Annotated in this window: 22 protein-coding genes; 11 read left to right on the top strand and 11 right to left on the bottom strand. The window is 43.8% G+C overall.

The window, feature by feature from the left end; translation table 11 throughout:
- The first annotated feature begins 690 nt into the window (after positions 1-690).
- Positions 691-1299 (top strand): bifunctional nuclease domain-containing protein, encoded by a 609-nt coding sequence (locus AB6811_RS06185; RefSeq protein WP_369489571.1) that lies wholly within the window; start codon positions 691-693, stop codon positions 1297-1299.
- A gap of 68 nt (positions 1300-1367) precedes the next feature.
- Here AB6811_RS06185 and AB6811_RS06180 read toward each other — a convergent pair whose 3' ends face one another.
- The 5 genes from AB6811_RS06180 to AB6811_RS06160 form a co-directional block, all read right to left on the bottom strand.
- Positions 1368-2636 (bottom strand): nucleoside permease, encoded by a 1269-nt coding sequence (locus AB6811_RS06180; RefSeq protein WP_369489570.1) that lies wholly within the window; start codon positions 2634-2636, stop codon positions 1368-1370.
- Between the two features lie 312 nt (positions 2637-2948).
- Positions 2949-3836, bottom strand: a complete 888-nt coding sequence (locus AB6811_RS06175; protein ID WP_369489569.1) for a 4-hydroxy-3-methylbut-2-enyl diphosphate reductase — start codon at positions 3834-3836, stop codon at positions 2949-2951.
- A gap of 45 nt (positions 3837-3881) precedes the next feature.
- Positions 3882-4571: a (d)CMP kinase gene (gene cmk / locus AB6811_RS06170; protein WP_369489568.1), complete on the bottom strand. Its 690-nt coding sequence runs from the start codon at positions 4569-4571 to the stop codon at positions 3882-3884.
- 62 nt (positions 4572-4633) lie between these two features.
- A complete protein-coding gene (porQ, locus tag AB6811_RS06165; RefSeq protein WP_369489567.1) occupies positions 4634-5668 on the bottom strand; it encodes a type IX secretion system protein PorQ in 1035 nt (344 codons plus the stop codon).
- Positions 5669-5734: 66 nt separating this feature from the next.
- Complete coding sequence (locus AB6811_RS06160; RefSeq protein WP_369489566.1) at positions 5735-6703, bottom strand: diacylglycerol/lipid kinase family protein; 969 nt, start codon at positions 6701-6703, stop codon at positions 5735-5737.
- A 264-nt stretch (positions 6704-6967) separates the two neighbouring features.
- On the opposite strand from AB6811_RS06160, the gene AB6811_RS06155 reads away from it, so the two are divergent.
- The 7 genes from AB6811_RS06155 (at position 6968) to AB6811_RS06125 (ending at position 12605) form a co-directional block, all read left to right on the top strand.
- On the top strand, positions 6968-7768 hold the full coding sequence (locus AB6811_RS06155) for a ParA family protein (RefSeq protein WP_369489565.1): 801 nt from the start codon (positions 6968-6970) through the stop codon (positions 7766-7768).
- Positions 7769-7787: 19 nt separating this feature from the next.
- A complete protein-coding gene (locus AB6811_RS06150; protein WP_369489564.1) occupies positions 7788-8699 on the top strand; it encodes a ParB/RepB/Spo0J family partition protein in 912 nt (303 codons plus the stop codon).
- Between the two features lie 18 nt (positions 8700-8717).
- Positions 8718-9626: a DUF5683 domain-containing protein gene (locus AB6811_RS06145; RefSeq protein WP_369489563.1), complete on the top strand. Its 909-nt coding sequence runs from the start codon at positions 8718-8720 to the stop codon at positions 9624-9626.
- A gap of 150 nt (positions 9627-9776) precedes the next feature.
- Entirely contained in the window at positions 9777-10928 is a 1152-nt protein-coding gene (locus AB6811_RS06140) for a hypothetical protein (protein ID WP_369489562.1), read from the top strand.
- A 62-nt stretch (positions 10929-10990) separates the two neighbouring features.
- Positions 10991-11449 carry a hypothetical protein gene (locus tag AB6811_RS06135; protein WP_369489561.1) on the top strand — a complete coding sequence of 153 codons (459 nt, stop codon included), beginning with the start codon at positions 10991-10993 and terminating at the stop codon, positions 11447-11449.
- Positions 11450-11664: 215 nt separating this feature from the next.
- Positions 11665-11982: an alpha/beta hydrolase gene (locus tag AB6811_RS06130; protein WP_369489560.1), complete on the top strand. Its 318-nt coding sequence runs from the start codon at positions 11665-11667 to the stop codon at positions 11980-11982.
- Entirely contained in the window at positions 11976-12605 is a 630-nt protein-coding gene (locus AB6811_RS06125; RefSeq protein WP_369489559.1) for an alpha/beta hydrolase, read from the top strand. The genes AB6811_RS06130 and AB6811_RS06125 overlap by 7 nt, the downstream gene beginning before the upstream one ends.
- Here the strand turns inward: AB6811_RS06125 and fdhF are convergent.
- From fdhF to rimP, 6 genes are all read right to left on the bottom strand, one after another.
- Positions 12583-15306 (bottom strand): formate dehydrogenase subunit alpha, encoded by a 2724-nt coding sequence (fdhF, locus tag AB6811_RS06120; RefSeq protein WP_369489558.1) that lies wholly within the window; start codon positions 15304-15306, stop codon positions 12583-12585. The two genes, AB6811_RS06125 and fdhF, sit on opposite strands and share 23 nt — an antisense overlap.
- 2 nt (positions 15307-15308) lie before the next feature.
- Entirely contained in the window at positions 15309-16562 is a 1254-nt protein-coding gene (locus AB6811_RS06115) for a complex I 51 kDa subunit family protein (RefSeq protein ID WP_369489557.1), read from the bottom strand.
- Between the two features lie 11 nt (positions 16563-16573).
- Complete coding sequence (gene nuoE / locus AB6811_RS06110) at positions 16574-17035, bottom strand: NADH-quinone oxidoreductase subunit NuoE (protein ID WP_369489556.1); 462 nt, start codon at positions 17033-17035, stop codon at positions 16574-16576.
- Positions 17036-17543: 508 nt separating this feature from the next.
- A complete protein-coding gene (infB, locus tag AB6811_RS06105) occupies positions 17544-20465 on the bottom strand; it encodes a translation initiation factor IF-2 (protein WP_369489555.1) in 2922 nt (973 codons plus the stop codon).
- A gap of 56 nt (positions 20466-20521) precedes the next feature.
- Positions 20522-21760, bottom strand: a complete 1239-nt coding sequence (gene nusA, locus AB6811_RS06100) for a transcription termination factor NusA (protein WP_369489554.1) — start codon at positions 21758-21760, stop codon at positions 20522-20524.
- Between the two features lie 26 nt (positions 21761-21786).
- Positions 21787-22254 (bottom strand): ribosome assembly cofactor RimP, encoded by a 468-nt coding sequence (rimP, locus tag AB6811_RS06095; RefSeq protein ID WP_369489553.1) that lies wholly within the window; start codon positions 22252-22254, stop codon positions 21787-21789.
- Between the two features lie 201 nt (positions 22255-22455).
- Here rimP and AB6811_RS06090 point away from each other — a divergent pair, with 201 nt between their 5' ends.
- The 3 genes from AB6811_RS06090 (at position 22456) to AB6811_RS06080 (ending at position 26384) form a co-directional block, all read left to right on the top strand.
- Positions 22456-23577, top strand: coding sequence for a glycosyltransferase family 4 protein (locus AB6811_RS06090; protein ID WP_369489552.1), 1122 nt, complete (start codon positions 22456-22458; stop codon positions 23575-23577).
- Positions 23578-23579: 2 nt separating this feature from the next.
- Entirely contained in the window at positions 23580-24158 is a 579-nt protein-coding gene (rnhB, locus tag AB6811_RS06085) for a ribonuclease HII (protein ID WP_369489551.1), read from the top strand.
- Between the two features lie 75 nt (positions 24159-24233).
- A complete protein-coding gene (locus AB6811_RS06080) occupies positions 24234-26384 on the top strand; it encodes a S46 family peptidase (RefSeq protein ID WP_369489550.1) in 2151 nt (716 codons plus the stop codon).
- Positions 26385-26748 lie beyond the last annotated feature (364 nt).

Here is a 26748-nt window from a genome sequence, read left to right as displayed (position 1 = left end):
GCCGCAGGCGTGGCGAATTGTATAGCGGGGCAGTTCCACCCACGAGGTACCCATCGGGTCGGGCTTTTCAGCCTTGATCTTCTTTGGTTCTTTCTTGTATCAAGGCAAGAAAGAATGTGTGAATGGCTCTTTGCCAAGTTTTACTTTTGCGATGCAATGATTCACCATTGCTCTTTGGAAAAAGTATTGCGTGCATCGCTATACTTGTGGGAGTAGCCATGGGGTTACAAATGTTTCGCCCCTACGGGGCTGGAAACGTTGTTCATTGTTCGTTGATCGTGATTCGTTGTTCGTGAATGCCATTCTGTGTAACACCGCGCAAACTCCGCGTAACACTCTGATACCTATTTAGTTGATGGTTGATAGTTGATAGTTGTTGGTTGATAAAAAATCCTAAGCCTATGACATTATGCCTTTTACATGAACCTTGAACTTTGAACCTTAAACCTTGAACCTTTATCCTTTATCCTTTATCCTTTATCCTTACCCCCCCCCGCTGTACACTGCACACTGAACACGGTACACTAACAATGAGTTCCTTCGCTTCGCTCAGGAAGACAAAGGGAATGCGTGTTTTTGTTAACTAACCAACATTGAATTATCAACTCAAAAAATTATTTGGGTTTGTGAATAAATGGTATATTTGTTTTAATTTGCAAATCTGTTTCTACACACTGAACATTTGTTCAAATGAGTAAAATTAAGTTAACCGTATTAGGGATATCGTATAGTCAAACCCAATCAGGAGCATACGCTCTGGTTCTGAGCGAGGAGAATGGGAACCGACGAATTCCCATAATCATAGGGGGGTACGAGGCCCAAGCCATAGCCATTCAGCTCGAAGGGCTAACCCCACCCCGCCCGCTAACCCACGACCTATTCCTCAACTTTGCCCGTGCCTTTGGTATCGATCTTATTGACGTTCACATCTATAAGCTGGAAGATGGCGTTTTCTTTTCAAAACTGCATTGTGAGGATAGCAAAAAGGAACTCTTTATTGACTCGCGCACATCCGATGCCGTTGCCCTTGCCCTTAGGTTCAACTGCCCCATTTATACCACTGAGGAGATAATTGAAAAGGCAGGTATCACCCTCGATGTGGAGGAGTATAACTCCGAAGAACCTCAAGATGAGAGCGAAACTGAAACACCAGAACCAACCGACAGCTTTACTGATCAAATCCGCAGGTTATCGCTCGATGAGCTCAACCGCTTACTTAGTGAGGCTGTTGAAAACGAGGAGTACGAAAAAGCAACCAAAATTCGCGACGAGATAAAACGCAGAGAAAAGAAAAAGTAATAAAATCTCCCAAAAACAAAGGCCATGAGTTTTTCCCATGGCCTTTTATATTTTAACACACCTACCTTTTAGTGCTGAACGTTAGCCACATCGGCAGGGTTATGTTTATGCTTGAATAGGAAAGCGAATAGAACGGCAACCACTAGCGAGTAGGCTGCAAAGGTTATCCAAATGCCTGTCCAGTTGAACTGTATTGCACCTTCAGGCGCATTAGGTATGGTGAAGAACTTGTCGATTATTATACCGCTAATGCTACTTCCCAGAAAAGCACCAAAACCGTTTGTCATCATCATAAACAAACCTTGCGCACTTGCCCTTATGGAAGGCTCACTTTGGGTTTCAACAAACAACGAACCTGATATGTTGAAGAAATCGAAAGCCATACCGTAGATTATACATGAAAGGATAATCATCCAAAGACCCGGGCCTGGATCGCCAACTGCAAAAAGGCCAAAACGCAGCACCCATGCTACCATGCTCATCAGCATCACATTTTTTATCCCAAAACGCTTAAGGAAGAAGGGAATGGTAAGAATAAACAGTGTTTCGGAGATCTGTGAAATGGACATGATAATGGCAGGGTATTTTACGGCAACCAAATCAGCAAACTGGGGTAGTTTGGCAAAATCGTGAAGGAAGGTGTCGCCGTAGGCGTTTGTCAGCTGCAGCGATGCACCAAGCAACATGGCAAAAATAAAGAAAATGGCCATCTTGGTGCTCTTGAAAAGTTTAAACGCATTTAGTCCAAGCTCATCAACCAACGACTTCTTATGCCCACGACCCAAGGGCGGACATTGAGGTAAGGTAAAGGCGTATAGGCCTAAAATGAACGATGCCATGGAAGCAACGTAAAACTGGGTTGATGACGTTTCAAAGCCCATTAAGCTGATAAACCATAATGCCACAATAAAACCAATTGTTCCCCACACCCTTATTGGCGGATACTCTTTTATTATATCCATTCCCCTGCTTTTCATTGAGGAGTAGGCAACCGTGATGGAAAGAGCAATGGTTGGCATGTAAAACATCATGTTAACCAGCATAACCCAAAACATTGTTGTGGGGTTATTGACCATTGGGACTATAAATAGCATTACTCCACCAAGTATGTGGAAAATTCCGTAAAGCCTTTCGGCATTTATCCAACGGTCGGCAATGATACCTGCTATGGCAGGCATGAACAGCGATGCCAATCCCATTGTGGAAAAAATAGCGCCAAATTCTGTTCCGCTCCACTGCTTGGTTTGAAACCAGTAAGCCCCTATGGTAAGTAACCATGAACCCCAAATGAAAAACTGAAGGAAATTCATTAGGGTAAGTCGTAGTTTCAAATTCATAATGTTCAATTTAGTTGTTGATTTGGTCGGTAAAAATAGTATCGTTTTTTTGGTTATACTATATAGTCAACAATTTTTTAGATACTTAACCTAAACATTTGAGCTTTCCAAAGCATATTTTCTACCATTTTACAGAAATTAGGGAAATGTTGACTTGCTGAAACCAAAACATAGAGGTTCTGCAGAAACCATTTATTATCCTACTCTATAAACCCTAATGATGTTTTATTTACAGCCCTGAACCTACTTATTAACCCGGAGACATATTTCAGGACAGGCCATCCATTACCCTTTTTCTTTATCCTTTAACCTTTATCCTTTCCCCTTAACAATTGCCTCAATGGCACTTGCCACCTCCTGCATAAGCCAAAGTGGGGTTGAGGTTGCCCCGCTAATACCTACACTCTGGTAACCACTTAACCACTCAGGATTTAATTCAGCCGAATTAACAATCAAATGGCTATTGGGGTTTGCTTCCAGGCAGGCCTCAAAAAGCATCTTTCCGTTTGAGCTGTTGGTGCCACTAACAAAAATCATCACATCGTGTTTTTGTGCAAAAGCCTTAATGTGAGGCTTCCGGTTCGACACCTGTCCGCAAATGGTATTGTTAACCTTAAGTAGGGTTTCGGGCTGTGTGTTGTATATAGCTACCCGGCGCTTTATCTCCTCAACAATCTCCCTATAGTGCTCGGGTTCCTTTGTGGTTTGCGAGAAAATTTCGACAGGTTTACTGAAATCGATCCCGTCAAGATCGTTCAAATCCTGAACTACTACAGCCTGGTTGTTAGTTTGTCCGCATAGGCCGATAACCTCGGCGTGCCCCTTTTTACCAAAAATAATTACAGTTCCGCCAAGGGGTTGAAGGCGTTCCCAGGCCTTGCGGACACGTTCCTGTAGCTTAAGAACCACCGGACAGGTAGCATCAACCAGGTTGATGTTGTACTTTTTTGCTAACTCATAGGTTGATGGTGGTTCACCGTGAGCACGGATTAGTACACTCCTCCCTGCCAGTTCGGGCAGTTGATCGTGCTTTACGGTTTTCATGCCAATCCCTTTAAGACGATTATTCTCCATCTCGTTATGGACTATCTCGCCCAGACAGTTGATTTCAATTCCTTTGCTCAAATTCTCTTCGGCTGTCTTGATTGCATTTACTACACCAAAACAGAAACCAGCATTAGGATCAATCTCAATTCTCATTCAAATTCAGTATTATACTGCTAAACAGATAAGGTATAATTTGGTTTAAACGGTAAGGCGCTTAACCATTTCCTCCACCCACTCCATTTGCTCCTCAACTGTCATGTTAGTATTATCGAGAACCACGGCATCATCGGCTTTGCGGAGTGGAGCCACATCGCGATTCTGGTCAATGTAATCGCGCTCCTCAATATTTTTAAGTACCTCGTCTAAGGTAACATTCAAACCCTTTTCCTGCAACTCCTTTAACCTGCGCCGGGCACGAACAATAGGGTCGGCCGTCATGAATATTTTCAGCTCTGCATTGGGGAATACCACTGTACCAATATCGCGGCCATCCATTACAATTCCTTTTTTTTTGCCAAGTTCCCTTTGCAGCTCCACTAGTCGGGTTCGCACTGCCGGTATGGCGGCAACAAGGCTCACATGGTTAGCAACCTGCGGACTCCGAATTTCGTCCTCAACCACCTCGCCATTCAGGGTTGTAAGGTAAACCATTTTAACAGGATCGTATGAGAAGCCAATGTTTATCTCCTTTAAAATACTTTGAAGCATTGATGTATCCACCACGCCATCCTTAATAAGCCCCCGGCGGAGCAGTTCCAGCGTAACCACGCGATACATGGCTCCACTATCAATATATAGGTATCCTAAACGTTTTGCAATGGCCTTAGCAAATGTGCTTTTCCCACACGACGAGAATCCATCAATAGCAATAACTATTTTTTTATCCATTGGTTGTAAGATCATTTTTTGAACCCGCTAAGGTAATAAAAACTCCACTTGATGGGTGGCCTCTAAAGCCAGTTTTGAAGATTGGTGGTAATTGAAAAATGGTTGGTAGAGCCAGTTAAATGGTATGTTGCCCTACTATAGCTAACATCAAACTTCTTTATTCTAAGGCTTACTCCCCAGCTAAACCCAACAGTTGAAACTCGCTCCTGCACCTTAAGCTCATTCCGGCGCTGGTAGTTATACCCCAGACGTAAGGCAAAGCCTTTCACGGGTACAAACTCCACCCCTGCAATCAAATGGCTAATCAGCTCACGGCCTACCCGCTCAACCACATTGGGCGACGGTTTGTCATCTTCGCCAAGAATATCGGTGTTGTTAATGGGGGAACTGTAATACAAATCGTAACGTTCCAGGTGCTGCATGGTTACAACAAACCTGAAAGGTGCATGCGCCAGCTTCTTACTGAAACCGGCAACAGCCTCAAAAGGTAAGTTCTCGTAAGTATTGGCAGTGTAAGGTTTTACCATCACACCAACATTCCTAAGCGCAATACCCGCAGCAAAGAGTTTATTGCCCGAAAGGTAATGTACACCAAAATCGGTAGAAATCCCCAGGGAGTAATAACGCTCCAGGTGCGAGTAGATGGGCTTAACGCTTACCCCTACATTAAAACAGGAATCGATACGGTAGCTGTAGGTTACCGCCAAAGCAAAATCGTTGCCGCCAAAGGTGCCCGATATTGCTCCCGATTCATCGGCTTGGTCGAAACGGCCATAGTTAATTCCGAAAACTGAAAAGCCAAGCGTACTTCTGGAGTTCAATCGCTGGGCGTACGACACCGCTGCAAAATTAATGCTGGCGTAGTAGCTTGTGTAGAACAAGCTAACGGCATTATGCAGGGATGAATCGAGCATAGCCGGGTTTTGGTTCGTCAGGGAGATATCGGCCAAATCCGATGCTGCCATCTTACCACCAAATGCAGCAACGCGCGAAGAGTAAGGTAAATTCAGAAACTGGTAGGTAGATAAGCCCCCATTCTGACCATTAACCGAAATGGCCAAAATGAAACAAAGAATGATTGTTGGTACAACCCGCATGGTGGTTTTATGGGCTTAAATCTAATTGAATATCATTTTAAACGGATAGTATATGCCAAATATTGCTTAGCTGGCCGCTGGTTCAAGTAGTTGGGGCTGTTTCTTTGCGGTTAGCTTGGACTGGTTAAACTGCTCACCAACTATTACGGAGAGCGCCTGCTGCATAATAGAGAATTTAAGGGGAGTTTCACCAAGCGATTCGCCATCAACCTCAAGACCAACAGCTGGGATACTCATTATCTCAATGCTTTTCCCCCTCACGCCTAAAACACGTGAATGCTTTAGGATGGTTCCGTTGTAAAGCCTTGGCAGGTTGGCAACCACATTAAGCTTACTTATCTTTTTAATAATGGTAACATCAAACAGCCCATCGTCCGAAAGGGCAAAAGGAACCTGCATCATACCAGCGCCGTTAAAGCGGCAAATTCCAATGGTGAGGCTGAAAACTGTATCCTGAAAGTGCTTACCATCAACCTTAACGTTAATTCGGGTTGAGCGGTACCGGATAAGCGCCTTAATAAGGCTAAAAATGTATAGCAACGCGCCACGTTTCCCCAAATCCTTTAAACGGTTAGTCCGGCGAGCTACCTCGGCATCGAAACCCACGCCGGCGGCGTTAATGAAGTAACGGGTATGCCTAACACTCGATTCGTAGTACTCGGCCACACCTACATCCTGCTTGAATACCCTTTTATTCTTTATTGCCCTAACGCATTCCTCGTAGTTGTGTGGTATCTCATACATCCGAAACCAATCGTTTCCGGTACCAACACCTATTACCCCAACAGTAATTTCGCTGGGGCTTACGGTCTTTTGAATAAAAATCCCGTTAACCACCTCATTCAGGGTGCCATCGCCACCAACTGCAATAATATTTCGGTAACCCTTTACTATTGCCTGCACGGTGAGCTCAACCGCATGGTACTTATACTCCGTAAAGGCATGGGAATAGTGAATATCGTACTTGTTGAGCAAACGACTAATGATAGGCCAATCGACAACCGATTTACCCCCTCCAGCCCGCGGGTTTACCACTACAAACCAACTTGTTTCCAACGTATAGAAATTTAGTCATCGAATCCGATGCAAATATAACCATTCTGTTAAAATTCATTCACTTATCCGGAAAATGGTTTTTGTTTGATAAAAGAATTTCTATTTTTGCAGTTACCGTTTGCACAAACCGATTGTTAATAACTTGTTAATAACATCGGGGCAAATGTTCATATTCACATCCATGAGGGTGTGGAATGAAAAGGAAAGGAAACTTATTTTTGACCCTTGTAAAAAAACATAGTAATGGCAAAAGTAATTGCATTAGCTAACCAGAAAGGTGGTGTAGGTAAAACCACCACAGCTATTAACCTTGCAGCCAGCTTGGCGGTTCTTGAGAAAAAGGTACTCCTGATTGATGCCGACCCTCAGGCCAACGCCACATCGGGTACCGGTTTTGATTTGCGCAACATAAAGACCAGTATCTACGAGTGCCTTATAGATGATATCAACCCTAAGGATATCGTTCTCAACTCTGAAATTAAGGGGTTAGACCTTATCCCCTCGCACATCGACCTGGTTGGTGCCGAAATTGAAATGCTCAACATGCCCAATAGGGAAAAGATACTTAAAGGGGTAATTGAAAAGGTTAAGGATGATTACGACTTTGTTTTCATTGATTGCTCGCCCTCGTTGGGACTAATAACTGTAAACGCACTCACTGCTGCCGATTCGGTAATTATTCCTGTGCAGTGCGAGTACTTTGCACTCGAGGGGTTGGGCAAGCTGCTTAATACCGTAAAAATCATTCAAACCCGTTTGAACACCGAACTGCAAATTGAAGGATTCCTGCTAACCATGTACGATCCTAGGCTTCGCCTTTCGAACCAAGTAGTTGATGAGGTACGCAAGCACTTCCAGCAAATGGTGTTCGAGACTATCATCCAGCGCAACATTAAGCTGAGCGAAGCACCTAGCTACGGCAAACCAGTAATTCTGTACGATGCCGCATCTACCGGATCGTTAAACTACATGAACCTGGCCCGGGAGCTGCTGCAGAAAAACAACATGACCAGCATTGACAATAGTAGCAAGATAGAGGAATAAGAAGGAGGAAATATTTACCATGTCAAAAAAGATGGCTTTAGGCAAAGGGTTAGGTGCTCTTATTGACGATGCGGTTGACCCAACACGCAACCAGGATACTAAAACCGAAAAACAGGTTGTGAGCGAGCTGGTTAACGAGATTGAAATTGAAAAAATCGACGTTAACCCCTACCAACCCCGTACCCAGTTCGATGAGGAAGCGCTAAAGGAACTTGCGGAATCAATATCCAAGCTTGGTGTTATACAACCCCTCACAGTTCGTGCGGTTGATGGTCGCTTTCAGCTTATTTCGGGTGAGCGCCGCCTAAGGGCAGCAAAGCTTGCCGGGCTAAAAACAATCCCAGTATTCATTCGCACTGCCGACGACCAGGGTATGCTTGAAATGGCCCTGGTTGAAAATATCCAGCGTGAGGACCTTAACGCCATTGAGGTAGCCATTAGCTACCAGCGCCTGATTGAGGAGTGTAACCTTACCCAGGAGACCCTATCCGAGAGGGTTGGCAAGAAAAGGGCTACCATATCCAACTACTTGCGCCTGCTTAAACTCCCAGCCGAGATCCAACTTGGCATAAGCCAGGACCTAATTAGTATGGGGCATGCTCGCGCACTTATTACCATTGAAGATCCTAAGGTACAGCTCGATATTTACCACCAAACCATTGCCGAAGGGCTATCGGTTCGTAGGGTTGAAGAGTTAGCCCGCATGGCTAACGATCCAACTCCCGTAAGTCCTGCTAAAACTAAGGATGGAAAGGAAAAGTTAAGCCTTGGTGAACAGGAAATAGTCCTGAAGGATCATCTTACCAACCGCTTGGGACTCCGCGCCGATGTTAAGCCAGGTCCCAAGGGCGATGGCAAAATTGTTATTGCTTACAATAACCAGGCTGAACTGGAAGCCATTCTTGAAAAGTTTATCAAGATTGAGGAGTAGATACTAGTGTTGGAATCCATGCATGGCACTTGCTTTTTACTAAATGGCCGACAAGTCAATAAATGCCTGTCGGCCTTTGCAATTTTTTTTCTTTTATTTATCGCACCAAGGGTTTACTCGCAAACAAGCGATACCAAAACGCTAAAAAAGCGCGATTTAACCACCCAAATCTGGCTAGGATCGCATGTACTACCGGGTTACGGCCAAGCATACAATAAGCAGTACTGGAAAATTCCAATTTTTTACACCGGCATGGGAGCCATGGCTTACCAGGGTTACCAAATGAACTCTGACTATAAGAAATGGCGAAAGGAATACCTGGCACTGCCCGCCGATGACCCAAATCGCGAAACATTTAACATCAATGCCACGGAGTACCGACAGAAGAGGAATTTATTCTACGCAGCAGCCACTGCCTTTTACCTGGCCAGTGTTTCCGATGCAGTGCTGGTATATAACCGTGGCAAACACTCTCCTGCTGCTGCATCAATCCTATCAACTTTGGTGCCCGGCATGGGGCAGGCATACAATGGCGCATACTGGAAAATACCGGTTATTTATGGTGGGTTATCCACCTTCTACTTCATGATTGACTGGAATAACCGCGGTTACAAGCGCTTCAAAACCGCCCTATTCAACCTGATAGATGACGACCCCGACACACAGGATGAGTTCAACGGAACCCGGACTAAGGAAGAGCTAAGGTACTACATGGACAGCTACCGCCGCAATCGCGACCTGTCGGCACTGGGTTTTGCTGTGGTATATGTACTGAACATCATTGACGCCAACGTTGACGGCTACCTGTACGACTGGAACGTGGACGACAACTTAACGTTCCGGGTTGAGCCAGCCGTTTTTAACCCATCCCAGAATTTAACATACAGCACACCCGCCTTTGGGGTTTCGTGCAGGGTTACGTTCTAAGAATAAGCCAATACCTAAATACTTTTTAATTTAATATTTGCAAAATTTTATTAATTTTGTTTTACAAATAAATGCATGTTCGCATTAATATTTTGCAATCTCTAATTATACCAGATATAAAACAACTAAAATTATATACATATAAATAGGATGAAGAAATTTTTATTTTTATTTCTAATACCATTTGTGAGTAGCAATTTCGTAAATGCACAAATTGAAAATGAGATAAAATCATTTGTAGATAGCACAGAATTTGTGGTGAATAATGGAAGAAAACTTATTATTCAAAAATTAAACACTAAAGATTATGCAAAAATTAAGGAAATATACTATTTCCTAATCAATGAAACTTTAAATTCAAAATATAAAGCTTTTACATATACTGAAAAATTGTATATCAATACATTAACAAAGGATTGGAATGCCTTAGTTGATTTATTTATAAACTATAAGTCAGAAATTAGTTATTATGTTTACCCAAACTTATACCCAATATGGACCATTCTTTATGAGAATATAGCATCGCAAGCAGATTCCTTAACGATTTCGTTAAACAGTAGTACATTAAACACCGAAGATAAAGGACTAATCGAAATATATTTATATCTATTAAAATCAAGGGAAGTTGACGAAGAGTATAGTATGAAATTAAAAAAGTATTTGGAATCATTTAAAAATTCTAAATATGAAATGTTCATAAAAAACTATTTACCTAGGGCAAGAGTAAAAGGAGCAATGGCATTTTCATTTGGTTCAGGAATAATCCTCCCGACTGGAAAAATAAAATCAGACTATCGCACGAATGCAATGTTTAATATGTCCCTTGATTTTAATGTTGAAAGAATTTTTACCTCGCTATTTTTTGATGGAGGAGCCCTATTTTTAAAAAATCCCTTTCAAACCAAGTTAAATGGAGATTCTATTTATTTTAGTAAAAATGATAGGTTTAGCTATTTTAATGGAGGTTTAAAGGGTGGGTATTTTCTAATAAGAAACAAGCGTTTAAATATTTCACCATTTATTAGTATTTCAGGTCTTAAAATTGAAAGCACCTTATATAAAACTGAAAGAGAGGGAGATGAATATCAGGTTGTAAATTCATTTTGTTTTGGGGTAGGACTCCATTCAGAGCTTAAAATTAAAGAATTTAAGTATCCCAGTTTATATGGCCCGCCTATGAATTCATATATTAGTTTAAAATTAGAGGGTGGTTACAATATAATAGCAAAACATAGAAATAATTATAGCGGTAATGTTCCATACATAAATTTAGCATTAGTTTGGGGTCTGGGTGATTTCTAAAATTAATTGCAAATAATGGCTTTAAATACATTTAAACTTTAACCATTTAAATTACAAATAGTATGAAACGGATTCTCCTATTTATTTTGATTTGTATTTCAACAAATCTTTTTTCACAGGAACAACAGGCAGGTGAACAGGCAGAAAAACGAAACAGTGTTACAATTGGCATACTTCAAGGGGGAGGATCGCTGGTTGGTGCTGATTTTGAATTTCTACTTTCTGACCGATTTGGGTTTCAGCTTGGAGCTGGTCTAATTGGATTTGGAGGAGGATTGAACTATCATTTTAAACCTTCAATTAGGAGTTCATTTATTTCATTACAGTACTGGAACCAAGGGATTGGTAGTTCCTTTGCTCAAAATGCCATAGGGTCGACTTTCGTTTATAGGGGTAAAAAATGGTTTACCTTTCAGATTGGTTTAGGAGCACCCTTACAGAAAGGCCCCGCTATGCCTGACGATTACGAACTCCCTCCTGTTATGCTACTTTACTCTATTGGCGTTTATATTCCATTTTAATAATTAGCAAAACATTTATTTTAATCGCACGCGTCAGGTGATCGCGTGCGATTTTTCTTTAACTCCACTGGTGCATAGTTCCAACTTTCTTACGAATTACAAGTTAATGAGCTCCCAATAGTTTTTTATTTAATCCTCATTATAAAGCAAAAACATTAAAAGTTCATAGCATCTCAGGTAACATAACTAAATTTGTAGTACAAAATAAATAAGACATGAAGGGAGGGTTGAACTCAACAGTTTTTATTCTATTGCTGTCATCAACTATTCAAGCACAAAATTCACTACCGCAAGTAGCGAGTGGAACGATTGAGCGAGTTGAGAATTTCCCATCAAGGTTTATTAGTTCAAGAAATATCGATATTTGGCTACCCGTCAACTACTCTTCCTCAAAAAAGTATGCCGTACTTTACATGCATGATGGGCAAATGCTTTACGACTCAACCACTACCTGGAACAAGCAGGCTTGGGAAATTGATGATGTTGCATCGGTTTTGATGGCAGAATACAGAGTCAAAAATTTATCGTGGTAGGCATTTGGAATGGGGGCAAAACCCGACACCAGGACTATTTCCCACAAAAACCATTCGAAAAACTTTCGCAAGCTGAAAAAGACACCATTAATGCTCAGCTGAAAAGGGTAGGCAGAACAGAAGGATGTTTTCAGCCCCAATCCGATAATTACCTGAAATTTATTGTAAAAGAACTTAAACCCTACATTGATAAAAGATATTCTGTTTACACCAACAGGGAAAATACCTTTATTGCTGGAAGCAGTATGGGTGGACTAATTTCAATTTATGCCCTTTGCGAATACCCAAAAATTTTTGGGGGTGCAGCCTGCCTTTCTACCCATTGGGTTGGTTCTTTTACCACTGAAAATAATCCTTTCCCAAACTCAATGATCAGGTACCTGAACAAAAAATTACCTAATCCCAAAAACCATAAAGTTTATTTTGACTGTGGCAATCAAACCCTTGACGCCATGTACCCAGAGATTCAGAAAAGGATTGATAGTATTATGGTTAAAAAAGGGTTCAATAGTCATAGCTGGATTACCAAGTATTTTCCCGGTGAAAACCACAGCGAAAAGGCATGGAGTAAGCGTTTAGGTATCCCGTTGGAGTTTTTACTTAGCTCAACACCTCAACCTTAACTGCCGAAATCTTAAACGGAGCTATCCGGCTGTATGGGTCAAGCTCATCACGGGTTAAACGGTTGACCTGAGCCTCCGTGTAATGCCAGGGCATAAAAAGTTCTCCCTCAAGCACCTCATCGGCTATATGTACTTGGGTCTCTAGGGTTCCACGCGACGAGGTTATTCTTACCCTTTCTCCAGTTTTTACACCAAGTTTCGATGCATCGTTGGGGTGTATTATCACATAGGGGTGGTTAGTAAAGTTGGTAAGTGTCTTGTTCCTGCGGCTCATGGTTCCGGTATGGTAGTGGTAAAGTATTCTGCCCGAATTGAGAATAAATGGGTACTCAGGGGTAGCCCTTTCGGTTTGGTCAACATGCTCAACTGGGAAAAGTTTTGCCTTACCGGTAGGGGTGTTAAACCTGTCGGTATAGAGAGTTGAAGTCCCCGGATGTTCGGGTGTTGGACATGGCCACTGAATTCCATGCTCCTCGAGCCTTGCATGTGATATACCCGCAATAATAGGGGTTACCATTGCCAGCTCGTCGAATATCTCGGCCTCGTTGCGGTAGTTAGGCATGGGCTTGCCCATGCGGGCAGCTAGTTCGTGGATAATACGCCAATCCTCACGGGCATCGCCTGGACAATCGACCGCTTTGCGAACCCGCAACACACGTCTATCGCTGTTAACAAATGTTCCGTTCTTTTCCGCCCACGATGAAGCGGGCAGCACAACATGTGCAAAACGGGTAGTCTCAGTATGGAAAATATCCTGTACCACCAAAAAATCAAGCTTTTGAAGTGCCTCCTCGGTATGGTTAAGGTTGGGATCGCTAATCATGGGGTTTTCGCCCATAATGTAAAGCCCTTTTATCTTGCCATGGTAGGCGGCCTGAATGATTTCAACGGTTGTAAGGCCTGGCCTATCGGAAAGCCTTTCGAAAGGCACACCCCAAACCTGAGCCACCTTACGTCTATTTTCAACATCCGAAACCGGAATATACCCAGGATACATGGCAGGATGACATCCCACATCGGTAGCGCCCTGAACATTATTTTGCCCACGGGGTGGGTCAATCCCACATCGCTCCTTCCCAATCTTCCCGGTTACGAGTATCATGTTAAGCAAACTAAACACGTTATGAGTGCCTGTAACCTGCTGGCTCATGCCCATTCCCGTAGCAACCATTGCAGTTTTGGCAGTTGCGTATATTCGGGCGGCATCTTTGATTTTTTGAGCTGGAACGCCCGTAATTTTTTCGGTGACTTCAGGGGTATACTTTTCAACTAGCTCCTTTAGCTCAAGGAAGGCCTGCATCCCCCCTTCCACCCTGCTCTCAATAAAGCTGTGGTCAACCCAGTTGTTAGCAATAATCTCCCTGACCATTCCGTTGAGCAGAGCCACATCGGTTCCCAAACGGGGTTGTAGCCAGATGGTGGCATAGGCAACCAAGGGCGTCCATTTAGGGTCAATCACAATGATTTTCATCCCTTTTGCTGCTCCTCGTTTAACATAGGTTGCAGTAATGGGATGGGTTTCAATGATATTGTTGCCGGTTACAATCAGGCAATCGGTGGTTTCAAAATCTTCAATGGAATTGCTACCAGCGCCATCGCCAATGGACTTTAGCATTGCCGTTACTGTTGAAGCGTGGCAAAGCCTGGTACAGTAATCGATGTTGTTGGTTCCAAATACCGTTCTAATAAACTTTTGGAAGATATAGTTATCCTCATTGGTGCACTTGGCCGATGCATAGCCTGCCAGCGAATCGGGGCCATACTTTTCCTTTAACTCACTAAACTTTGTGGCAATCAGGGTTAGAGCTTCGTCCCAGGTTGCCTCAACAAGCTCACCGTTTTTACGGATAAGGGGTTTTGTGAGACGTTCGGGACTGTGAACAAACTCATACCCAAATCGGCCCTTTACGCAAAGCCGCCCATCGTTTGGTAGAACTCCCTCTACGCCATTGCTGCGAACTATCTTGCCATCCTGCACCAGCAGCTCAATTTGGCATCCAACACCGCAATATGGACAAGTGGTTCGAACCCTTTTCTCAACCTTTTCCAAATTTATGGTTTCCCTGTTGGGTTTTTCCACTATAGCTCCGGTAGGGCAAAGCTGGATACACTCACCACAGCCATCGCACTCGCTATCGCCCCAAACTCCGGTACCTGCAACTATAAAGGAATTCAACCCCCGCTCATAGAACGACAGCACATTTTTCCCCTGCACCTCGTCACAAGCCTTTATGCACCTAAAGCACTTTATGCACTTTGAAGGGTCATAGGTAAGCACGGGCGAGGAACTATCAACCCTAAACTCAACATGAGGTTTAACCGGTTTAAAGAATCGGTTTTCTGGCTTATCGAGCCCATACCTTAGCATTAGCTCCCTGAGCTCATCGGGATAGGTGCCATCGTATTGGGTGTTTTGCTCGCTTACCAAATAGTCCAAAAGGAAACGACGGGTTTCCTCCAGTTCCTGGTCAAAGGCAACAATATTCATTCCCTCTTTTACGGCAAGGGTGCACGATGCAACCATGCCCCGTTGTCCCTCAACCTTAACCAGACATAAACGGCAGGCCCCAGTAGGTGTTAATTTATGGTGATAGCATAGGCCGGGTATGTTGAAACCGTTAAGCCGTGCTTGGTGTAACAAGTTGGCACCCTCGGTTGCCAGCACCTCCTTACCATCAATATGTATCTTTACTTTAGCCATAGCTACTTATTTGCAGTTTGTTTTACCAGTATGTGTTCCCATAAACTTTTTAGGGGGAGAATTGGTGATTGGCCAAGCGGACAAAGCGATGTACGCGCAATCAGCTCGGCTTGCCTTATAAGTTCAGGGTAAACTTGGTTGTTGTTGAAGCTTTGCTGCGCCAAACTATCTTTAAGCGTGTTGTGGAGTTGAGTCGTTCCCACCCTACATGGAATACACTTGCCGCAGCTTTCATGCTTAAAGAATTTAAGTATTGATAGCATGGTTTGGTTTAGGTTGCGAGTGCCATCCATAACTATTACAGCACCCGAGCCAAGGGTTAGTCCAACCTCGCGAAGCTTATCGTAGCCCATGGGCACATCTAAGTGTTGCTCCGAAGCGAACGTGCCAGCAGCGCCGCCTATTAGCGCAGCCCCAAAAGGTTTTCCATTCCTAATGCCACCTGCCACATCGTAGATTAACTCCCTTAAAGTGATTCCCATTGGAAACTCATAGAATCCGGGCTTATTTACATCGCCGCTAATGGTAAAAATTTTAGTACCGGGCGAATTTTCGGTTCCAAGGGAGCGGTACCACTTTGCCCCATTCAGAATAATTGCTGGGAAGTTTGCAAGTGTTTCAACGTTGTTGATTAGGGTAGGTGAGCCCCAAAGCCCCTTCTCGGCAGGGTAAGGGGGCTTAATACGCGGGTAACCCCTTTTCCCCTCAACTGACTCAATCAGGGTTAGCTCCTCACCGCAAAGGTAGGAGCCTGCACCACGCCGAACTTCTAGGTCGAAATCGAATCCGCTGCCCAAAATATTCTTACCCAGAAACCCACGGCCATAGGCCTGCTCAATAGCATTCTGAACCCTTTGGATACTTAGCTCATACTCACCCCTGATATAAACGAACCCCTTGTGCGCGCCAATGCTGTAAGCAGCAATAACCAACCCTTCGATTAGCGAATGCGGGTCGGTTTCCATGATAATCCTATCCTTAAAGGTGCCAGGCTCGCCCTCATCGGCGTTGCAAATCACATACTTTTCGCAATCGGAGCAGATTACGGCAGCAGCTTTTTCCTTTGCCCCGGTAGGAAAACCCGCACCACCACGGCCACGCAACCCGGAATCGTAAATCTCCTCGTAAATTCCAAGGGGTTCACTTTTCAGGGCCTTACGTAAAGCCTGGTAGCCATCGGCTGCAATGAACTCATCGATACTTTCAGGGTTAATAAGCCCCGAATTCCGTAAGGCTATTCGGTATTCTTTGAGCATAACATTCGGTTTTATTTGGTTTGCCGGGAGTAGTGTTCCAGCAGGCTATCGATCATTTCCGGCGTAAGTTTACCGTACATTTCCTGATTTACCATCATGGCCGGTGCCGCAGCGCAGTTGCCTAAGCACTCCGATGTTTCAAGGGTAAAAAGTCCATCGGCTGAGGTTTCGCCCAGCTCAACACCAAGTTTTTGTTTAAGGTAATCCAAAAGGCTACAGCTACCCATCATGTTGCAGATTGGCGAGGCACATACACGAATAACATACCTTCCGCGCGGTTTAATGCTTAACATGGAGTAGTACCCAATAACCCCATAAACCTGTGCCTTTTTGATATTTAAATGCTCTGCAACCCTTTGAACAGCCTCCTCAGGAATGAAATTTTTGGTGCTATGGTTCTGGATATCGTGCAGGATTTCCAGTAGGTAATCCTTTCGTCTTGGATATTTGCTGAGTATCTTTTCAACCTCCATACTCAAGATTTTTGCCTTAAGTTAAGCCAAAAAGAAACTACAAGCAACAGCAAGGTGTAATTTAGAATTAGACTACTTGGCGGGAAGTGAATGAAGGGATGAAAAAAAATTAGGGAATCAATTTAACGAATTCGTGTTTTTGAATGAATTAGCGTGTTGTTTCTGCTTATTTCTGGCCCTGCGAAAATCGAAAAAAAGTCATAGTCTTTTAGTTAGGGAGATTTTTCATGTTGAGTCCCTATATATCCTGATAGATTCCACCGAAACATTATTAAACGATATATAAATAGATATCCTTTGCTACGCTCAGGATTACAGGTTAAGTTTATGCATGATTGTTGTTAGCTGACAGCAAATACAAACACAGATTTGTTTTAAATCAACCAAATACTAAAAGCCAAAACTACTGCTTACTGAATACCATAAAGGTAAACCTGCTTTCCGCTGGTTTAAAGGGTAAACGAAAAAAGGGTTGCTACGCAACCCTTTCTGTTTATGTATTTAATGGTTAGAGTTTTCGTTTAACCTCAACCTCCTGGAATCCCTCAACAATATCGCCAACCTTGATGTCGTTAAAGTTCTTGATATTTAATCCACACTCAAAGCCCGATGAAACCTCACGAACATCGTCCTTGAAGCGCTTGAGCGATTCAAGTTCGCCGGTGTAGATTACAATACCATCGCGGATAAGACGAACCTTATTGCTGCGCGAGATTTTTCCTTCACGAACAATACATCCGGCCACTGTTCCAACCTTGGTAATCTTGAATGTTTCAAGCACCTCGGCCGATCCGGTAATCTCCTCCTTAATCTCAGGGGCAAGCATACCCTCAATGGCATCCTTAATCTCGTTAATGGCATCGTAGATGATGGAGTACAGACGTATATCAATTTCCTCCTTCTCGGCTAGCTTACGGGCACCGGCCGATGGGCGAACCTGGAAGCCAATTACAATGGCGTTTGATGCTGCTGCAAGCAGGATATCCGATTCGGAAATCTGACCTACTGCCTTATGTATTACGTTAACCTGTACCTGCTCGGTTGAGAGCTTGATCAGGGAGTCGGATAGCGCTTCTATTGAACCGTCCACATCGCCCTTCACAACCAGGTTAAGTTCCTTGAAGTTACCAATGGCAATACGGCGACCAATCTCGTCGAGGGTGATGTGCTTCTTAGTTTTCATGCTTTGCATGCGCACCAGCTGCTCGCGCTTGTTTGCAATTTCGCGAGCCTCACGGTCGGAGTCGAGAATGTTAAAGTAATCGCCAGCCTGTGGGGCGCCGTTTAAACCAATCACCTGAACGGGAGTAGCTGGACCTGCTTCCTGTATTCGCTGACCGCGTTCGTTGAACATGGCTTTTACGTGACCATAGTATATTCCGGCCAGCATGATATCGCCCTGGTGTAGGGTTCCGTTCTGAACAAGAACGGTAGCAACATACCCCCTACCCTTATCGAGAGCTGACTCAATAACGGTTCCGGAAGCACGCCTGTTAGGGTTAGCCTTCAGGTCCTTAAGCTCCGCTTCAAGCAGCACCTTTTCCAGCAGTTTATCGACATTTAAGCCTTGTTTTGCCGAAATTTCCTGGCACTGGTATTTACCTCCCCAGTCCTCAACCAGGTAGTTCATGTTTGCCAGTTCCCCTTTAATACGCTCGGGGTCGGCAGTTGGCTTATCAATCTTGTTGATGGCAAAAACAATGGGAACACCGGCAGCACTGGCATGGTTTATTGCCTCAACGGTTTGGGGCATCACCGCATCGTCGGCGGCAACCACAATAATAGCAACGTCGGTAAGCTTTGCTCCACGGGCGCGCATGGCGGTGAATGCCTCGTGACCGGGAGTATCGAGGAATGTAATCTTACGTCCATCCTCAAGCTCAACGCTGTATGCACCAATATGCTGGGTAATACCACCAGCCTCACCGGCAATTACGTTTGTGTGTCTTATATAGTCGAGCAGCGATGTTTTACCATGGTCAACGTGACCCATTACGGTTACAATGGGTGGGCGTGGTTTCAAATCTTCAGGTTTGTCCTCTTCCTCCTCCTTGATAACCTCCTGAACATCAACGCTTACAAACTCAACCTTATAGCCAAATTCATCGGCAACCAGAGCCATGGTCTCGGCATCGAGGCGTTGGTTAATGGAAACCATCAGGCCCAGGTTCATGCACACATCAATAACATCGGTTACGGGAACGTTCATCATGGCAGATAGCTCATTGGCCGAAACAAACTCTGAAACCTTGAGCACCTGCTTTTCCTGCTCCTGGCGTTCAAGTTCCTCGCGCTGACGGGCGCTAAGTATCTCACGTTTCTCACGGCGATACTTGGAACTTTTGGTCTTCCCTTTGGTGGTTAACCTTGCAAGGGTTTCCTTAATTTGACGCTGAACCTCTTCCTCGTCAACCTCAGGTCTAATTATTTTCTTTTTATTCTTCTTTTTGAGCTTTTTGGCTTTAAAGTCGTCCTTGTTGGCTTCCTTATCAACCTTTACCTCCTGGGGTTGGTCAATGCCTACCTTATCGCCCTTTTTGATACGTTTCCGTTTTTTCTTCTTTCCCTCCTTATCGAAATCGGACGATGAGGCAACAGGTTTTTTCTTTACCTCAAAGCGGCTGAGGTCAATTTTACCCTTGATGGTTGGTCCTGAGAGTTTTTCAACCTCGGCCCTGTAAACCTCAGGCTCTGTTTCCTGAGTTCTGGCAGTAACCTCGGGTTCAGCTGGGGTTCCCTTTTCAGCCTCAACGGCAGGTTTCTTAATAACCTCCTTGGTGGGTTGTGGCTTTTCGTCCTTTTGATGAGGGCGATGCGCCTCCTTTGTATGGGTTTTTCCAGCCTTTTCGATATCAATTTTGCCAACTACCTTAGGGGCTTCAACCTTAACATTGGGTTTAATAACCTCATCCTGCTTTGGCTTAGCTTCTTTTTCCTCTTTTGGGGTCGAAGGTTGCTCCTTTACGGGCGTAGGCTTTTCCTCAGGCTTAGGCTCGGGTTTAGGCTCTTTAGGCTTTTTGCCTAAAGTATCGAGGTCAATCTTACCCTTTACCTTAAGGTCGATTTTAGGTTTTTCGACCTCTATGGTTGGGGTAGCCGTTTCAATTGTGTTTGTTTTAATGATTATCTCATCGTCCGATGGCTCATCGGAGAAATCATCCTCGTCCTTTTCAATATCGTCGATAGATATTGTTTTCTTTTTATCCCTTAAAGCCTTAAGGTTTTCCTTTTGTTGCTCAGTTTTTTTCTTAAGGTCTAGCTCGCTACCAAACTCTTTCTCAAGAATGGTGACAACATCCTGGTCAACCTTAGCGTTGGGATTGTTTTCCACATCGTAACCACGCTTGTGGAGAAACTCTACCAGTGTTCCCACGCCAACGTTAAACTCTTTTGCCAGCTTACTGAGCCTGATTTTTTTATCGCTTGTCATAAAGGCTTCTTCCCCTGATTTATTTATTACTTTGCAAAACTAAACTAATGGCAAAACTATTCAAACTCTGACTTCAAAATTCTTATGATTTCCTTAACGGTTTCCTCCTCGAGGTCAGTACGTTTTACAAGCTCATCGAATGGAATCTCAAGTACGCTCTTGGCTGTATCACAACCAATACCTTTCAGAACATCAATTATCCACTCGTCAATCTCGTCAACAAATTCATCGATGCTAACATCTTCCTCGTCCTCAGCAGCCGATTCGCGGTAAACATCAATCTCGTAACCGGTAAGCTGGCTTGCCAGCTTGATGTTGTATCCACCCTTACCAATGGCCAGCGATACTTCCGATGGTTTTAGGTAAACCTCGGCACGTTTGTTTTCCTCATCAATCTTAATGGACGTAATTTTAGCAGGGCTTAAGGCACGCTGTATAAACAGCTGGGTGTTTGTGGTGTAGTTTATTACATCGATGCTTTCGTTCCTTAGCTCACGAACAATTCCGTGTATTCGGCTACCCTTCATACCCACACAGGCACCAACGGGGTCGACACGCTCATCGTACGATTCTACGGCAACCTTTGCCCTTTCGCCCGGTATACGAACAATCTTTTTAATGGTGATCAAGCCATCGAAAATCTCGGGCACCTCAAGCTCAAATAGTCGTTCCAGAAAAGCATTAGCCGTTCTTGAAAGTATGATTTGAGGGGTGTTATTACGCATCTCTACCTTGTAAACCACTGCACGGATGCTATCGCCTTTGCGGTAGAAATCGGAAGGGATCTGCTCACTTTTAGGTAGAATTAGCTCGTTGCCCTCATCGTCAAGTACCAGGATTTCCTTTTTCCAAACCTGGTAAACCTCGCCGGTAATTATTTCGCCAATTCTATCCTTGTACTTACTGTAAAGGTTGTTGCGCTCCAGCTCCATGATTCGCGATGTAAGGTTTTGGCGAAGCGCCAGAATGGCCCTGCGTCCAAACTCTGAGAGCGAAACCTCCGAAGTAACCTCCTCGCCAACCTCGTAATCCTCGTCAATCTTGCGGGCGTCGGAAAGTGAAATCTGACGATTTGGGTCTTCTACCGCACCATCCTCAACCACCTCGCGGTTACGGTAAATCACAAAATCGCCCTTATCAATGTTGATAATTATATCAAAGTTATCGTCGGAACCGTAAAGCTTAACCAACATGCTGCGGAAAACATCCTCAAGCACACTCATCATGGTTGGCCTGTCAATATTCTTGAGTTCCTTAAACTCCAGAAACGAATCAATTAAGTTCAGATTCTCCATTGCTTTAAATATTTTTCCCTATTATATCACTTAAACTTAAGAACTACTTTCGCGCTTTTAACTTGCTGGTAAGTCAGCTGGATGGGCTCTACCACTTCCTGTTTTTTCTTAGAACCCGGAATGTTTACCTTTTTGCTTACACCGAGTACAAATCCGGTGTTATCGGCACTGTTAAGTACACCCTTTATCTTTTCACCCGTCTTAAGCACAACATCCAGTTCCTGGCCAATATTTTTTATGTACTGGCGAGGAATTTTTAAGGGTTGGCCTAATCCTGCTGAGGTTACCTCCAGCTCAAAATCCTCCCTATCCCTGTCGAGGGAGTTTTCAATCCCCCTGCTAATACTAACACAGGAGTCAATTGAAACACCCTTGTCGCCATCTACGGTTACAATAATCTTATTATCGGCACCAACCGAAACATCGACAAGGAAAAGGTTTTCCTTTTCCAGCAAAGGGGTTACTATTTCAAGTATGGCTTCCTTACTAATCATCCTTACGCATTTTTTAAGCAAAACAGGGGACAAAGTCCCCTGCCACTTCCAGCAAAACTTTTGCAAATATAGCAATATTTTCAACAAATTGCAAATTATTTGTTTGAAAACCAGTAGCTGTCATATAGATGGTAGCTGAAAACACGCTTTTGGGTTGCTAATATTTAAAAAAATGTTGTAATTAGCTCAAATTATTTTGCTTTGAGAATTGCAGTTAACACAAGGCTTTTGCTTAAGGATAAGCTGGAAGGGATAGGCTGGTTTACCTATGAAACACTCATACGGATTACACGGAACCACCCGGAACACCAGTTTTTTTTCATATTTGACAGGCCCTACCACAACTCGTTTATTTTTAGCAACAACATAACACCACTGGTAGTGCCACCCCCTGCACGTCATCCGTTCTTATGGTACTACTGGTTTGAGTTTAAAATTCCAAAAACACTCAAAGCCATTAATGCTGATGTTCTGGTATCGCCCGACGGATACATTTCGTTGAAATCCGATACTCCCCAGGTAGCAGTTATACACGATATTAATTTTTACCATGCGCCCCAGGGTTTACCTTTCTTCACATCGCACTACATGAACTACTTTTCCCCACGTTTTGCCCAAAAGGCAAAGCGGGTTGTTACCGTAAGCCAATTTTCACGTACCGATATTGCCAATAATTTTAATATCAACCCGAATAAAATTGATGTAGCATACAACGGTGCAAGCGACAGTTACAAGCCTCTTTCCGAAAGTGAAATTCAGCGGGTACGGGAGAGTATCTCCGAGGGTAAACCCTACTTTCTTTTTGTGGGAGCATTTAATCCACGCAAGAATGTTGCCCGTTTAATTGAAGCCTACGACATATTCCGCAAAAGGACTGGTTCAGCAATAAACCTCCTGCTTGTAGGTGAACCCATGTTTAAAACCAACGATATCGACAAAGCCTATAAAAACTGTAACCACAAAAACGATATCAAATTCCTTGGCAGGAAAGGCCTTGATGAGCTCACTAAAATTACTGGGGCTGCACATGCTGTAATTTACCCTTCGACCTTTGAGGGCTTTGGGATTCCCTTACTGGAGGCCATGAAATGTGGCATACCCATAGCAGCTTCAAACGTCACGGCTATTCCTGAGGTTACGGGTAATTCAGCCATCTACTTCGACCCCTATTCAGTGGATGAGATTGCTAATGCTATGCAGCGTGTAGCCTACGATACTGAACTGCGAGAAACACTTAGCGCCAACGCGCTGAACCGCCAACAACAATTCAGCTGGGATAATACTGCACAGGTGTTATACAGTAGCATCGAAAAATGTTTTTAACCATGCTTAAGCAGTACCTAAATGTCAATGTGATTGAAGCCGGATGCGATGAAGCCGGAAGGGGATGCCTGGCAGGCCCTGTTTTTGCAGCCGCTGTTATTCTTCCACCCGACTTCAACGACCCGCTCATTAACGACTCCAAGCAGCTAAACCACAAACAGCGCATGCAGCTCCGCAAGGTTATTGAGCACTACGCATTGGATTGGGCAGTAGCAAGTGTATCGAACCAAGAGATTGACAAAATAAACATACTGAACGCAGCCATACATGCAATGCACATCGCTATTGGAAAACTTAGCAAGCTGAAACCAGAACATTTGCTGATTGACGGTAACCGTTTTAAACCTTATCCCGGAATCCCCCATACATGCATTATCAAGGGCGACTCTAAATTTCTTTCCATAGCCGCAGCATCGATACTTGCAAAAACTTACCGCGATGAGTTCATGGTGAACATTAGCAAAGAGTACCCGCTTTATAGCTGGGATATCAACAAGGGCTATCCTACAAAAAAGCATAGGGTGAGTATTGCCAAACATGGGACTACTCCTTACCACCGGCTAAGCTTTAGGCTATTGTAGCTATATTGTGTGAAGTTGAATTAAACTAATACCATATTTAGTTGTCCAAAAAAACAAACCTAAAAAATAAATGCCATGATTAAACGATTAACAACACTTTTACTGGGATTTTTGCTCCTGGTTAGTTCAGCCATTAAAGCCGACGAGGGGATGTGGCTTCTCCCTCTACTGCAAAAGTATAACATCCAAGCCATGCAGCAGAAAGGCTTTAAGCTTACTGCCGACGATATCTATAACCTCAACCAGGCAAGTATAAAGGATGCTGTTATTATTTTTGGGCGCGGTTGCACCGGCGAGGTGGTTTCCGACCAGGGTCTGGTTCTCACTAACCACCACTGTGGTTACGGCGCCATTCAACAGCACAGCACCCCGGAACACGATTACCTTGAGGATGGTTTCTGGGCTAAGTCGTTTGAGGAGGAAATACCTACACCCGGCTTAACAGCAACTTTCCTTATTCGTATTGAGGATGTTACCGACCAGGTTAACGCTGCCTTTAAACCTGAAATGTCCGAATCTGATCGCGACAAGGCTGCCATGGAGATTGGCCGTAAAATTGCAAAGCAAGCAACCGATGGCACCCACTACACCGCAAGTGTACGCAGTTTCTTTGGGGGAAACCAGTATTTCCTTCTGGTTTATGAGGTATTCAACGATGTTCGACTGGTTGGAGCACCCCCATCATCAATAGGTAAGTTTGGTCACGACACCGATAACTGGATGTGGCCCCGCCACACCGGCGATTTCTCAGTATTCCGCATTTATGCCAGTAAGGATAACAAACCTGCCGACTACTCGCGCGAAAATGTTCCCTACAAACCCAAGCATTTCCTACCAATATCGCTGAAGGGGGTAAACAATGGCGATTTCACCATGATAATGGGGTACCCGGGCAGCACACAACGCTACATGACCTCTGTAGAGGTTCAAGAACGAATTAATATACTCAACGCCAACAGGATATACGTTAGAGGTATTAAGCAGGAAATCTGGCTAAAGGATATGCAAGCCGACAAGGCCGTTAACATTAAGTACGCCTCAAAGTACGCCGGATCCAGCAACTACTGGAAAAACTCTATTGGCATGAACAAAGCGCTAAAGCGCCTTAAAGTTTACGATTTCAAGAAACAGCAGGAAGAGGAGTTTACCAAGTGGGTTCTTGCCTCGCCAGAACGTCAACAGAAGTATGGCGAAGCACTTAACTTGATTAATGAGGGTGTAACAGGCCGAAAGGAGTATCTACACGCCAGCCAGTACATTAGCGAAGCACTATTCAGCGGAACTGAAATAATTGGAATGGCAGCCATGACCCGTTCATTGGTTGATGCCCTAAAGGGCAACAAAACCGAAGAGGTTACCAAAATCAGTAAGTCGCTCAAGGCTCGCTCCGAGAACTTCTACAAGAACTACAACTCACCAACCGACCAAAAAACGGCCAAGGCCATGTTCCGCATTTTCATGGAAAATGTTCCGCTAACCTATCAACCCGATATTTTCAACACCATCAGAGCAAAGTACAAGGGCGATGTTGACAAGTTCGTTGACCAGATGTTTGCCAAAACCATGTTTACTGATCCAGCTAATTTCAACGCTTTCCTTGACAAGCCAAGCTTAAAGGTTCTTGAAAAAGACCCTGTGTACGTTGCAGCGGCTTCCATCTCAAACAAATACGAAGAAATTAGCAAAGCAATGGCACCATTCAACGAAAAGTTGAAACGCGGACAGCGCCTTTACATAGCTGGAGTGCTTGAAATGAACGAAGGCAAAGCCATGTACCCCGATGCCAATTTCACCATGCGCCTCACCTACGGTGAAATAAAAGACTATTACCCCATGGATGCAGTTCACTACGACTACCTAACCACCCTTGATGGAGTTATGGAGAAAGAAGATCCGGACAACTGGGAATTTGTTGTTCCTGCCAAACTCAAGGAACTATATAACTCAAAGGATTACGGCCGTTACGGGAAAGATGGTAAAATGCCAGTGGCATTTATATCAACCAATGATATCACTGGAGGTAACTCAGGAAGCCCCGTAATGAACGGCAATGGAGAACTTATTGGCATTGCTTTCGATGGGAATTGGGAAGCTATGAGCGGCGACATTGTTTTTGAAAACAAGCTGCAGCGCACCATATCGGTTGATATCCGCTACGTGCTATTTGTAATTGATAAGTATGCAGGAGCAACCCGTCTGATTGACGAAATGAAAATTATTGAGTAATGTACTTAACAAACATAAAAAAAGCCGAGTTAATACTCGGCTTTTTTTATTAAACTGAGATTATTCAATAGAAACACAAAAAACTTTCAATTTTCCCCTAAATTCCTCTAACTACGTTTAACGGTTCACGTTTAACGGACTAAAACTTCCTCTAACTCCTTCTTACTCCATAATATTCCGAATCATTCCGACCTATTCCGATTCATTCCGATTCATTCCAATTCATTCCGACCCATTCCTCAAAATCCATGGTACTTGGGTTAAAATGAAACGTAGTATATCCTCTATTTTCTTATTTTTACCACGACTCAGTTTTTTTTCATCAATTCAATATATACTATTCGTCAAAATGTATTACCTTTAG

Origin of the sequence: Tenuifilum sp. 4138str, from assembly GCF_041102575.1 — a bacterium.
In the GTDB taxonomy this organism is placed as follows: Bacteria; Bacteroidota; Bacteroidia; order Bacteroidales; family Tenuifilaceae; genus Tenuifilum; species Tenuifilum osseticum.
The sequence above is the reverse complement of the archived record's forward strand: the minus strand, read 5'-3'. Positions and strand labels throughout refer to the sequence as shown.